This window comes from Flaviramulus aquimarinus (genome assembly GCF_039543205.1).
Taxonomy (GTDB): domain Bacteria; phylum Bacteroidota; class Bacteroidia; order Flavobacteriales; family Flavobacteriaceae; genus Flaviramulus_B; species Flaviramulus_B aquimarinus.
On the sequence record NZ_BAABJH010000005.1, the window covers coordinates 36,629 to 49,824 of the forward strand.

Annotated in this window: 14 protein-coding genes; all 14 read left to right on the forward strand. The window is 32.9% G+C overall.

Features of this window, described 5'->3' with window-relative positions; all coding sequences use genetic code 11:
* The first annotated feature begins 32 nt into the window (after nt 1-32).
* Nucleotides 33-809 carry a 3'-5' exonuclease gene (locus ABD941_RS10895; RefSeq protein ID WP_345274168.1) on the forward strand — a complete coding sequence of 259 codons (777 nt, stop codon included), beginning with the start codon at nt 33-35 and terminating at the stop codon, nt 807-809.
* Nucleotides 810-848: 39 nt separating this feature from the next.
* Nucleotides 849-1,460: a fumarylacetoacetate hydrolase family protein gene (locus ABD941_RS10900; protein ID WP_345274169.1), complete on the forward strand. Its 612-nt coding sequence runs from the start codon at nt 849-851 to the stop codon at nt 1,458-1,460.
* Nucleotides 1,461-1,802 carry an Hpt domain-containing protein gene (locus ABD941_RS10905; protein WP_345274170.1) on the forward strand — a complete coding sequence of 114 codons (342 nt, stop codon included), beginning with the start codon at nt 1,461-1,463 and terminating at the stop codon, nt 1,800-1,802.
* Nucleotides 1,802-3,052 carry a competence/damage-inducible protein A gene (locus tag ABD941_RS10910; RefSeq protein WP_345274171.1) on the forward strand — a complete coding sequence of 417 codons (1,251 nt, stop codon included), beginning with the start codon at nt 1,802-1,804 and terminating at the stop codon, nt 3,050-3,052. Before ABD941_RS10905 ends, ABD941_RS10910 begins: the two co-directional genes overlap by 1 nt.
* Nucleotides 3,053-3,134: 82 nt before the next feature.
* Entirely contained in the window at nt 3,135-3,371 is a 237-nt protein-coding gene (gene rpmB / locus ABD941_RS10915) for a 50S ribosomal protein L28 (RefSeq protein WP_345274172.1), read from the forward strand.
* A 26-nt stretch (nt 3,372-3,397) separates the two neighbouring features.
* Complete coding sequence (gene rpmG / locus ABD941_RS10920) at nt 3,398-3,580, forward strand: 50S ribosomal protein L33 (RefSeq protein ID WP_102994372.1); 183 nt, start codon at nt 3,398-3,400, stop codon at nt 3,578-3,580.
* A gap of 11 nt (nt 3,581-3,591) precedes the next feature.
* A complete protein-coding gene (locus ABD941_RS10925) occupies nt 3,592-3,741 on the forward strand; it encodes a DUF4295 domain-containing protein (RefSeq protein ID WP_298236867.1) in 150 nt (49 codons plus the stop codon).
* A gap of 205 nt (nt 3,742-3,946) precedes the next feature.
* The gene (ftsY, locus tag ABD941_RS10930) at nt 3,947-4,921 is read left to right on the forward strand and encodes a signal recognition particle-docking protein FtsY (protein ID WP_345274173.1); all 975 of its coding nucleotides are present in this window, start codon (nt 3,947-3,949) and stop codon (nt 4,919-4,921) included.
* A gap of 96 nt (nt 4,922-5,017) precedes the next feature.
* On the forward strand, nt 5,018-5,446 hold the full coding sequence (locus tag ABD941_RS10935; protein ID WP_345274174.1) for an SRPBCC family protein: 429 nt from the start codon (nt 5,018-5,020) through the stop codon (nt 5,444-5,446).
* A gap of 120 nt (nt 5,447-5,566) precedes the next feature.
* Nucleotides 5,567-6,871 carry a 30S ribosomal protein S12 methylthiotransferase RimO gene (gene rimO / locus ABD941_RS10940; protein WP_345274175.1) on the forward strand — a complete coding sequence of 435 codons (1,305 nt, stop codon included), beginning with the start codon at nt 5,567-5,569 and terminating at the stop codon, nt 6,869-6,871.
* Between the two features lie 76 nt (nt 6,872-6,947).
* The gene (locus tag ABD941_RS10945) at nt 6,948-7,676 is read left to right on the forward strand and encodes a peptidoglycan DD-metalloendopeptidase family protein (protein WP_345274176.1); all 729 of its coding nucleotides are present in this window, start codon (nt 6,948-6,950) and stop codon (nt 7,674-7,676) included.
* Between the two features lie 161 nt (nt 7,677-7,837).
* A complete protein-coding gene (locus ABD941_RS10950) occupies nt 7,838-9,016 on the forward strand; it encodes an AIR synthase related protein (RefSeq protein ID WP_345274177.1) in 1,179 nt (392 codons plus the stop codon).
* A gap of 69 nt (nt 9,017-9,085) precedes the next feature.
* A complete protein-coding gene (locus ABD941_RS10955) occupies nt 9,086-10,045 on the forward strand; it encodes a DUF3078 domain-containing protein (protein ID WP_345274178.1) in 960 nt (319 codons plus the stop codon).
* Between the two features lie 193 nt (nt 10,046-10,238).
* The gene (locus tag ABD941_RS10960; RefSeq protein WP_345274179.1) at nt 10,239-12,794 is read left to right on the forward strand and encodes an adenosylcobalamin-dependent ribonucleoside-diphosphate reductase; all 2,556 of its coding nucleotides are present in this window, start codon (nt 10,239-10,241) and stop codon (nt 12,792-12,794) included.
* The last annotated feature ends 402 nt before the right edge of the window (nt 12,795-13,196 follow it).

The following is a 13,196-nucleotide window of genomic DNA, read 5'->3' on the forward strand; positions in this document are numbered from 1 at the left end:
GTACAACATCTAGCTAAAAATAATTAAAACTAATGGATTTAAACTTAACTAAACCTATCTGTTTTTTCGACTTAGAAACAACAGGAATCAATATAACCAACGACCGTATTGTTGAAATCTCGATTTTAAAAGTTTATCCAAACGGAACAGAAGAAAGCAAAACATGGCTGGTAAACCCAGAAATGACTATACCTAAAGAGGTTGTTGCAATTCATGGTATTACTAACGAAAAAGTGGCAAACGAACCCACTTTTAAAGCGTTGGCTAAAGAAATCTTTAACATGATCAAGGATTCAGATTTAGGTGGGTTTAATTCAAACCGATTTGATATTCCGTTATTAGCAGAAGAAATGTTACGAGCCGATATTGATTTCGATATGAAAAACCGTTTAGCTGTGGATGTACAAACTATTTTTCACAAAATGGAACAACGTACATTAAGTGCAGCATATAAGTTTTATTGCGATAAAAATTTAGATGGTGCCCATAGTGCAGAAGCAGATACTAATGCAACATATCAAGTTTTAAAGGCGCAATTAGAAAAATATGACGAATTAGAAAACGATACCAAGTTTTTAGCGGAATTTAGTTCTCGTAGAAAATTTGCAGATTTTGCAGGATTTATTTCTTATAATAAAAACGGTGAGGAGTGTTTTTCATTTGGAAAGCATAAAGGAAAATTAGTGACAGATGTTTTAGAAAAAGAACCCGGTTATTTCGGGTGGTTGCTTAATGCAGATTTTCCACTTTACACAAAAAAGGTATTAACCGCTATTAAACTTAGGAGTTTTAATAATAAATTGGGTTAGTATTTAAGATCGAGTTATTTAAAAACCTAACGACTAGTCATGAAACTGATTTGCATCGGACGAAATTACACCGAACATATTAAAGAATTAGAAAACGAGAAACCATCAGACCCTGTTGTTTTTTTAAAGCCAGATACGGCAATTCTTCTTAAAAAACAGCCCTTTTTTATTCCTGATTTTTCAGATGATGTACATCATGAGGTGGAAATTTTGGTTAAAATTAATCGCGTTGGTAAATACATCGATAAAAAGTTCGCCCATAAATATTACAATGAAATTGGTCTGGGTATAGACTTTACTGCTCGCGATTTACAAAGTCATTTAAAGCAAAAAGGTTTGCCTTGGGAAAAAGCAAAATCCTTTGATGGTGCTGCTGTTATTGGTCATTGGATATCTAAAAAGGAGGTATTAGATGTAAACAATATTGAATTTTCCTTAAAAAAGAACGATGATATTGTACAATCTGGAAATACAAGCCACATGCTATGGAAAATTGATGAATTAATAGAATATGTGTCAAAATATTTCACTTTAAAGATTGGAGATATTATATTTACAGGCACACCAGCAGGAGTTGGCAAAGTATTTGCAAATGACAAGTTAAAAGGATACATAGAAAACAAAGAAATGTTTTCAATAACAGTAAAATAAATGGAACAACATTACAAACTATACAGAGTACGTGAATTGGCAGATAACGATGAGGATTTTATAGCTACACTGGCCGAAGCTTTTTTAGAAGAAGTGCCTGTAGATGCCGAACGATTAAAAAAAGCAGTAGCAGAAGTTAATTATCACGAAGCCTATCAGGCAGCTCATAAAATGAAACCTACCATAGATTTATTTGAACTAGGCGTGTTGGATACATTAATTGAATTGCAAGACTGGGGTAAGTTTTCCCAAACAGGTGTCGATGTAACGAATCAGTTAGATATTGTTCTTTCGGCTGTGGATAATGCTGTAGCAGAAATGAAATCAGACTTTAATTTGTAATGCTAGCCGAAATAATTACTATTGGCGATGAACTTCTTATTGGTCAAGTCATAGATACAAATTCAGCGTTTGTTGCAAAGCAACTCAATAAAATAGGCGTATCGGTTTATCAAATCACTTCAGTTCAAGATAACAAAGCACATATACTAAAAGCTTTAAATGAAGCAGAAGATAATGCAGATATTATTATCCTTACAGGAGGACTAGGGCCTACCAAAGATGATATTACAAAGCGAACAATTGCAGAATATTTTAATGACACCTTAGTTAAAGATGAATCTGTTCTTAATAATATAGAAACTATTTGGAAACAACATGTAAGAACAGAGCTTTTACAAGTCAATAAAGATCAAGCTTTAGTCCCTTCAAAAGCAACAGTACTAATGAATAAATTAGGAACTGCTCCTGGAATGTGGATGGAAAAAGGTAATAAAGTTTTTATCTCACTCCCTGGTGTTCCATATGAAATGCAAGCATTGATTGAGTACAAGGTTCTGCCGAAATTAAAAGATAAATACCACTGTCCTTATATATTACATAAAACCTTATTGGTTTATGGATTGGGTGAAAGTGCCTTGGCGGCTAGAGTAGAAGCATGGGAAGATGCCTTGCCAAATCATATCAAGCTGGCTTATTTACCCAACTTAGGTAAAATGCGATTACGCTTATCTACAAAAGGGTTTGATGAACACCTATTAAAAAAAGAGGTTCAGGAACAAATAGACAAAGTCCTCCCATTAATAAAGGATGAATTTGCTGGTTTTGAAGATGAAGAGGGTTCTGTTGAAATTGTTATAGCAAAACAACTTACAAAATTAGGAAAAACACTAGCCATTGCCGAAAGTTGTACCGGAGGAACAGTAGCAGAGCGTTTTACGATAAATTCTGGAGCTTCATTGTATTTTAAAGGCGGTATTGTTACCTATTCTACGGCGTCTAAAATGAATGTTCTTAAAGTATCAAAAACGGATATTGATACATATTCTGTAGTAAGTTCTCAGGTAGCAGAGTCTATGGCTCAAAATGCACTAAAATTATTTCAATCTGATTTTGCTATAGCAACTACTGGAAATGCAGGACCAAAAAAAGGAGATTCCGATGCTGAAGTTGGAACCGTTTTTATTGCCATTGCTACAAAAAAAGAGGTCTATTCACAAGAATTTAACTTTGGAAATTCACGAGTAAAAGTGATAAATAAAGCAGTAAATAAAGCTTTAGAAATGTTCCTAAAAGAAATTTTTAAAAATTGATAAAAATTAGGTTGGCATAATATAAAGAATTTGTATATTTGCACCTCGATTTTAAGCAACAAAGAATTTAAAGTTATATAGAATGTCAAGAGTTTGTGAACTTACAGGAAAGAAGGCAATGGTTGGGAACAATGTGTCCCATGCAATGAACAGAACTAAACGCAAGTTTCATGCGAATTTGGTAAAGAAACGTTTTTACATTCCAGAGGAAGATAGCTGGATAACTTTAAAGGTTTCAACATCTGCTTTAAAGACAATTAACAAAATAGGTATTTCTGCAGCAATTAAAGAGGCGAAATCTAAAGGATTTTTAAAATAATAGCTGTATTTAATAATAAATAAGACATGGCAAAGAAAGGCAACAGAATACAAGTAATTTTAGAGTGTACAGAGCACAAGGAGTCTGGGCAACCAGGAACTTCAAGGTACATTACTACAAAAAACAAAAAAAACACGCCAGATAGAATGCAGATTAAAAAATTTAATCCAATTCTTAAGCGTATGACAGTTCATAAAGAAATCAAGTAAAAAAATAGATCATGGCAAAAAAATCAGTAGCATCATTACAAACAGGATCTAAAAGATTAACAAAAGCAATAAAAATGGTGAAGTCGCCTAAAACAGGAGCTTACATGTTTGTTGAATCTATTATGAGTCCAGAACAAGTTAACGACTTTTTAAATAAATAAAAGGTTTCGTTTCAAGATATTATAAGCTGCTTTCTTTAGAGAAAGCAGCTTTTTTATTTTTATCTTTGAGTTGTTTTCTGCCATAATAGCAGTAAATTAAATGTGGTAAGAAAATTGACTAAGATAGATTTAGAGTTTCCACTATGGTCAAAACCTTCAATGGTTGCTCTACAATAAATAAACGACAAACAAATAAACATTTTTAATGAGTTTTTTTAAAAAAATATTTTCTTCAGAAAAAAAGGAAACCCTAGATAAAGGATTAGAAAAAACCAAAACAAGCTTTTTAGGTAAACTAAGCAAAGCAGTTGCAGGAAAATCTAAAGTAGATGATGATGTTTTAGATAATCTTGAAGAGGTTTTAGTATCCAGTGATGTTGGAGTAAACACAACCCTAAAAGTTATTGAGCGCATTGAAGAACGTGTTTCAAAAGATAAATATTTAGGAACCGATGAGCTTAATGTAATTCTCCGTGAAGAAATTGCTGGTTTGTTGAGTGAGACCAACTCGGGTGAAGAAACCGAATATACCATTCCTGAATTACCAAAACAAGAAAATGGAAATAAAACACCATATGTAGTAATGGTCGTAGGCGTGAATGGTGTTGGAAAAACCACCACCATTGGGAAACTAGCTTATCAATTTAAAAAGCAAGGTTTAAAAGTTGTATTAGGTGCAGCCGATACCTTTAGAGCTGCCGCTATAGACCAACTACAAGTTTGGGCTGATCGGGTAGATGTGCCCATGGTTAGACAAGATATGGGGAGCGACCCCGCTTCAGTTGCATTTGACGCTTTAGAATCTGGTGTAAATCAAGATGCCGATGTTATTATTATAGATACCGCAGGACGTTTACATAACAAGGTGAATTTAATGAACGAACTCACCAAAGTAAAACGAGTGATGCAAAAAGTAGTTGGAGATGCGCCACATGATGTATTATTGGTTTTAGATGGATCTACAGGTCAAAATGCCTTTGAGCAAGCTAAACAATTTACGGCAGCTACTGAGGTTACTTCATTGGCAGTTACTAAATTAGATGGAACGGCTAAAGGTGGTGTGGTTATTGGTATTTCTGATCAGTTTAAAATTCCTGTAAAGTATATTGGAGTAGGTGAAGGTATTGAAGATTTACAAGTATTTAATAAGTACGAGTTTGTAGATTCATTTTTTAAATAGCTTGCCTTTACATTCTCATAAATCCCGATAGCTATCGGGAGGGTGTTTCATGATGTTTACTAAAATTTCAATAATAATTTGTAAATTGATTAGGTCATGAATTACAATATCTACCATAATCTCATAATAAAAGCATCGCTAAAAGCTATTTTTGATGCCGTATCACAACCCAAGCATCTTGATAATTGGTGGACGTTAAAATCTTCTGGAATACCTGAATTAGGTATAGAATATAATTTGAATTTTACAGATGACTATAATTGGTTCTGTAAAGTTTCTAAAATAGAACCGAACAAATCCATTCATTTTAAAATGACCAAATCTGATAAAGATTGGAACTCTACAACATTTGGTTTTGACTTAAAAACCAAAAATAATAATACTTTACTTAAGTTTAGTCACCAAAATTGGCAAGAAAAAAATCATCATTTTAAACAGTCATCCTTTTGTTGGGCCATGCTATTAAATGGTTTAAAAAACTATCTGGAAAAAGGAGTTATAGTTCCTTTTAAAGATAGAACCTAATGGCAATCTTGAGTCTCTATAATGGTTTTGTTATTTAATTGCTATAAATAGTAAAATCGTCAATCAAAAACCGTCAATCGTAAATCATTACGTATCTTTGCGCCCTGATTTATAGATGGTATGCGCACAAAAACACTCAAAAAAAACAAGATTAATGTGGTAACCCTTGGCTGTAGTAAAAACGTTTACGATAGTGAAGTGCTTATGGGGCAATTAAAAGCTAGTGGAAAAGATGTAGTACATGAAGAAGAAGGTAACATTGTAGTCATTAATACCTGTGGCTTTATAAATAATGCCAAAGAAGAAAGTGTAAATACTATTCTAGAATATGTACAAAAAAAGCAAGAAGGCGATGTCGATAAGGTTTTTGTAACGGGTTGTTTAAGTGAACGTTACAAGCCAGATTTGGTTAAAGAAATACCGAATGTCGATGAGTATTTTGGTACAACAGAATTACCAGGATTATTAAAAGCGTTGGGTGCCGATTATAAACATGAATTGATTGGAGAGCGTTTAACAACAACACCAAAAAATTATGCGTATTTAAAAATTGCAGAAGGCTGTGACAGACCTTGTTCATTTTGTGCCATTCCTTTAATGCGAGGAAAACATAAAAGCACCCCTATTGAAGAGCTAGTTATTGAGGCTGAAAAGCTAGCAAATAAAGGTGTTAAAGAACTCATTTTAATTGCACAAGATTTAACCTATTATGGCCTTGATTTATATAAAAAAAGAAATCTGGCTGAACTCCTTGAAGCTTTGGTAAAAGTGGATGGCGTAGAGTGGATTCGTTTGCATTATGCCTTTCCGACTGGGTTTCCGTTGGATGTATTGGATGTCATGAATCGCGAACCTAAAATTTGTAATTATTTAGATATTCCGTTGCAGCATATTTCAGATGACATTCTGAAAAGTATGCGTCGTGGAACAACCAAAGAAAAGACAACAAAATTAATTAGCCAGTTTAGAGAGGCTGTTCCAGAAATGACCATTCGAACAACATTAATAGTTGGTTATCCTGGAGAAACTGAAGAAAATTTTCAAGAATTAAAACAATGGGTTTCCGACATGCGTTTTGAGCGTTTAGGCTGTTTCACTTATAGTCATGAAGAAAATACACATGCTTATAATTTGGAAGATGATGTTCCTGAAGATGTAAAAATTGATAGAGCAAACCAAATCATGGAAATTCAATCACAGATTTCTTGGGAATTGAATCAACAAAAAATAGGACAAGAGTTTAAAGTGGTTATCGATAGAAAAGAAGGTAATTATTTTATAGGACGTACCGAATTTGATTCGCCAGATGTGGATAATGAGGTTTTAATTGATGCTACCAAAACGTATTTAAAAACAGGCGAATATACAAGTGTAAAAATTATAGAAGCTGAAGATTTCGATTTGTACGGTGAAGTTGTTACTTAGTAAAATTAGCAAGAAAATAGTAAAAACTTAAATCTTATAAACAAATAGTATTGCCATTGCAGCTCAGAGTTCGTTGATGGATATCATAAAGTTTCTTACTTTTGAAGCTATGCATTCCAATGATTTTTCAAAATTCATAAATAGTATAAGTTCAGATTCATTGCATGTTTTGGATGCGTTTGTTCCAAAATCAAAATATGTGTCCATTGATTTATCGGAAACTAATCAAGAGCTTAATGCTGTTGATATATCCTCATCAGCCAAACTTGGAAATTTTGTAAACCAACATATAAGAAAACAAAATGCCAGAGTTGCTTTTGGAGGTTATTTAGAAACTAGAAGCATTTACAAACGAAGTCATCATTTTAATAATAAAGTACAAGAAGAACGTAATATTCATTTAGGAATAGATCTATGGTGCGATGTCGAAACACCTATTTATGCACCAATAAATGGTATTGTTCATAGCTTTCAAAACAATACGAATTATGGTGATTATGGTCCAACCATGATTCTGAAACACCAAATTTCGGGGATTGAGTTCTTTACACTTTACGGACATCTAAGTTTGTTATCTATTCAAGATTTAAGAATAGGCCAGTCTTTTAAGCAAGCAGATATAATAGCAACATTAGGTAATACTTCTGTAAATGGCGATTACCCGCCACATTTGCATTTTCAAATTATTAAAAACATACAAGGTTTTAAGGGAGATTACCCTGGCGTTTGTGGCAAACAAGATTTGAAATTTTTTAAAGAGAACTGTCCTAACCCCAATTTGTTATTAAAGCTATTGAGTAGTTAATTTTCTTAAAAGAATAATCAAGATTTTTAACTTGTCCATAAAATAAAACATGGCATTATCACCATATGGTTAAAAAACGGTTAATAAAACATTTTTCATATTTCTATTAAAGACTATTAATTTTTAAAATATTCCTTTTCTTTGCATCACAATACAACATTATGAGTCAAGAAGTTTCAAAACGCTACGCACAACGTGGTGTATCGGCATCTAAAGAAGATGTTCACAATGCCATCAAAAACATTGATAAAGGATTATTCCCAAAAGCATTTTGCAAAATAGTTCCTGATTATTTAACCAATGATGATGATTATTGCTTGATTATGCATGCCGATGGAGCAGGAACAAAATCGTCTTTAGCCTATATGTATTGGAAAGAAACTGGCGATGTTTCAGTTTGGAAAGGTATTGCACAAGATGCTTTAATCATGAATATTGATGATTTGTTGTGTGTAGGTGCCACAGATAATATTATGTTATCGTCTACTATAGGAAGAAACAAGAATCTAATACCAGGAGAAGTTTTATCCACTATTATTAATGGTACCGAAGAATTACTTGAAGATTTAAAATCTTTTGGAGTAACCATACATTCAACAGGTGGGGAAACTGCTGATGTTGGCGATTTGGTTAGAACCATAATTGTAGACTCTACAGTAACTGCAAGAATGAAGCGTAGTGACGTTATAGATAATGCCAATATAAAAGCTGGTGATGTTATTGTTGGGTTGGAATCTTTTGGACAAGCTACTTACGAGAAAAGCTATAATGGAGGTATGGGCAGTAATGGTTTAACATCTGCACGTCACGATGTATTTAGTAAGTATTTAGCAGGAAAATACCCCGAGAGCTTTGATGCCTTAGTACCAGAAGAATTAGTATATTCTGGAGGAGTTAAATTAACGGACACTGTTGAAGATTCGCCAATAGATGCTGGTAAATTAGTCTTATCTCCAACACGAACCTATGCGCCAATCATAAAAAAAATAGTATCAAAATATAATAGTGATTCCATTCACGGTATGGTACATTGCTCAGGTGGAGCACAAACAAAAATCCTTCATTTTGTTGATCAATTTCATATAGTAAAAGATAATATGTTTCCAATACCGCCATTGTTTAAGCTTATACAAGAACAATCAAAAACGGATTGGAAAGAAATGTATCAAGTATTTAATTGCGGGCATAGAATGGAGTTATATGTAACTCCAGAAGTTGCTAATGATATTATCGAAATATCTAAATCTTTTAATGTAGATGCTAAAATTATAGGTAGAGTAGAAGCTTCCAAAACAAAAAAGCTTACAATAAAATCTGAGTTTGGTGAGTTTAGTTATTAAATGATTTTATTTTATCAAAATGGAATGATTTTTGATAAAGTGAAATTTAAGAAATAACCTAACACAACCATGAAAAATATTCTATTACTTCTAGTTTGCTTATCCTTTAGTTTTACTTATGCGCAACCCGATTCACTTTTTATAAAAGAGGATAAACAAGAATATATTGGGCCGCAATGGACTCAGGAAAATAAAGCTTCGGTCGATTTAAGTGAGGTTGCTTTTGTAAATTGGAATTCAGGAGGTAGTAATTCAATTTCTGGTTTATTTGGATTAAAGTCTAGCCTTGATTATAAAGACAAGTTTTTTGTTTGGAAAAATAATATAGAAGTTCGATATGGTGTCAATAAACAAGAAGCTAGAGAACTTAGAAAAACCGATGATTTATTTGAAATAAATTCTAACATGGGATATAAGCCAGATAGTTTATCTAGGTGGTTTTATTCCGCTCGACTTAACTTTAGAACCCAACTAACAAATGGGTATAATTACCCGAATAAAGAGGAGCCTATTTCTAGATTGTTGGCTCCTGGATATTTGTTTTTTGGTGGTGGCATGGAATATGGAAAAGATATCGATAAGTTGTCTTTTTATTTTTCACCATTAACACTAAAAGCCACTTTTGTTTTAGATGAAAAATTAGCTAATAAAGGTTCTTTTGGAGTTGTACCAGCTGTTTTGGATGCCGAAGGAAGTATAATTATACCAGGAAAAAAAGTAAGAAAGGAAGTTGGAGTTTTAGTAACAAACAGTTATGAAATGCAGTTAATTGAAAATGTTAATGTAAAAAATCAAGTGAGTTTGTATTCAGATTATATAAATAATTTTGGAAATGTAGACTTGGATTGGAGATTAGATTTCGACTTTAAAGTTAATAGCTTTGTTAGGGCAACTCTAGGTTCGCATATACGATATGATGATGATGTTAAGACTACAAAGCCGTCAGAGATTGAAACTGAGTTCGATGAAGCAGGAGCAAAAGTACAATGGAAGCAGTTTTTAGGAGTTGGTTTTGCTGTAGATTTCTAGATAAGTAGTGTAATATTTTGTTTAAAAAATTTGTTAACTTTTTCATGTTGATAAACACATAGTTAATTGATTATTAATTAATTATGTGTTTTTATTGGTGATCTGCATGACTTTTATCATGTTTTAAGTTATGTATATGTAGTTTATTTATGTTTTATTAAATAACCTAATCATACTAAAATTTAATTCACTAATGTCTACAGAACTTGCCCAAGACCCTCTAAAAACTTACACACAAGAAGAAGCTTTTAAAGCAACCTTAAAATATTTTAAAAATGACGATTTAGCCGCTCGAGTATGGCTAAATAAATATGCTTTAAAAGATTCTCAAGGAAATATATATGAATTAACACCTAATGATATGCATCAACGTATTGCTAAAGCAATAGCAAGTGTTGAAGCTAAATATGCAAATTCGTTATCTGAAGAGGATATTTTTAATTTAATTAAAGATTTTAAATACATTGTACCACAAGGAAGTCCCATGGCAGGTATTGGTAATCCATTTCAAATAGCTTCTCTGTCCAATTGCTTTGTAATAGGTAATGATGGGCATTCTGATTCCTATGGCGGAATTATGAAAATAGACCAAGAGCAAGTGCAGCTTATGAAACGTCGAGGAGGTGTTGGTCATGATTTATCACATATTCGCCCAAAAGGGTCGGCTGTAAAAAATTCAGCGTTAACCTCTACAGGATTAGTGCCGTTTATGGAACGTTACTCAAATTCCACAAGAGAAGTTGCGCAAGATGGAAGGCGAGGTGCGCTCATGTTATCGGTGTCAATTAATCACCCGGATTCAGAAGATTTTATCAATGCTAAATTAGAGCAAGGTAAGGTTACAGGAGCAAATGTATCGGTTAGAATTGATGATGGTTTTATGAAAGCCGTTAAAAGCGGGACTGATTACACTCAAAAATATCCTATTTTTAGTAGAGCTCCTAAAGTTACTAAAACTATAGACGCCAATACGCTTTGGAAAAAAATAGTACATAACGCTTGGAAGTCCGCAGAACCTGGAATTTTGTTTTGGGATACTATTATAAATGAATCTGTTCCCGACTGCTATGCCGATTTAGGATATAAAACCGTATCAACAAATCCATGTGGAGAAATACCGCTATGCCCTTACGATTCTTGTAGACTATTGGCTATTAATTTGTTTTCTTATGTAAATAACCCTTTTACAGATAAGGCTAGTTTTAACTTTAAATTATTTAAAAAACACATTGCATTTGCTCAGCGTATAATGGATGATATTATCGATTTAGAGCTTATAAAAATTGATAACATCATTAAAAAGATTGATGCCGATCCAGAGCAAGAAGAACTAAAAGCTACAGAACGTAATTTGTGGGTTAAAATTCAGCATAAAGCCAAAGAAGGCCGTAGAACAGGTGTTGGTATAACGGCCGAAGGCGATATGTTAGCAGCATTAGGTATTCAATATGGAAGTGCAAAAGGAAATGCTTTTTCGTTAGAAGTACATAAAACCATAGCGCTTGAAGCCTACCGGGCTTCAGTAAATTTAGCAAAAGAACGTGGTGCCTTTTCCATTTTTGATGCCGCACGAGAAAAGAACAATCCTTTCATTCAACGCTTAAAAGAAACGGATAGTAAGTTGTATTACGATATGTTAGAGCATGGAAGACGAAATATTGCTTTATTAACCATTGCACCAACAGGAACCACGAGTTTAATGACGCAAACAACGTCTGGAATAGAGCCCGTATTTATGCCTGTTTATAAACGTAGAAGAAAAGTGAATCCTAATGATAAAGAAGTGCATGTAGATTTTGTTGATGAAGTAGGGGATTCATGGGAAGAATATGTGGTGTTCCATCATCGTTTTAAACAATGGATGGAAGTAAATGGTATTGACAGTTCTAAAAACTTTTCTCAAAGTGAAATAGATGAGTTAATTCAAAAATCACCTTATTATAAAGCCACTTCAAATGATGTAGATTGGTTAAGCAAGGTAAGTATGCAAGGTGCTATTCAAAAGTGGGTAGACCATTCCATTAGTGTAACCATAAACCTTCCTAATGATGTTACGGAAGATTTAGTTGGCGATTTATATTTAAAAGCTTGGGAAGTCGGATGCAAAGGTGTTACGGTTTATAGAGATGGTTCACGTTCTGGTGTCTTAATTTCCAATGATTATAAAAAGGAAGAAAAAGCAAAAAACCTGCTAACCACTTTTCCAAAAAAACGTCCACAGATTTTAGAAGCTGATGTGGTTCGTTTTCAAAATAATAAAGAAAAATGGATTGCGTTTATTGGTTTGATTGATCATAAGCCTTATGAGATTTTTACTGGTCTAGCTGATGACGAAGATGGTATTTTAATTCCACGTTGGGTAAATAAAGGACTTATTATTAAAAATAGAAATGAAGATGGTACTTCGCGTTACGATTTTCAATATAAAAACACAAGAGGTTATAAAACGACTATAGAAGGTTTGTCGCATAAGTTTAATCCAGAGTTTTGGAACTACGCTAAGCTATTTTCGAGTACGTTACGCCATGGTATGCCAATAGATAAAATTGTAGATTTAATTAATAGTTTGCAATTAGATAGCGAGTCTATAAACACATGGAAAAATGGTGTTGTTCGTGCTTTAAAACGTTATGTAGCCAATGGTACTAAAGCAAAAGGACAAGTATGTGGTAATTGTAAATCTGAAAATTTAATTTATCAAGAAGGCTGTTTAACTTGTAAGGATTGCGGTTCTTCTAAGTGTGGTTAATAGCAAGTTAGTTGGTTAAGAGGAGGTCTATTGTATTGCCTCTTTTTGTTTTGGTACTAAATAAACTCTTTAAGGATTATTAGAAACGGAATACTTACAACCAAGTCAATGATAAACAAATAGAAAAAGAATTTTAAAGTTAAAGTTCCCAAATTTTTATGAAAAGCAAGTTTTTGCTTTGCATCTGTTTCATTTAATAAGTACCATAAAAAAACAACTAAAAAAAACTTGACAATAAGTATGGTTATAATGTCTTGCTTAAAAAAAGAAAGCAACATATTTATTCCAAAAGACCATAAAACAAATGGTCTATAAAAAACGAACATGGAAAACAATTGATGCATGGTACCTATAATAACGCCATTTCTTAAAGAATATTTTTAATTTTCAGATATTAGGATA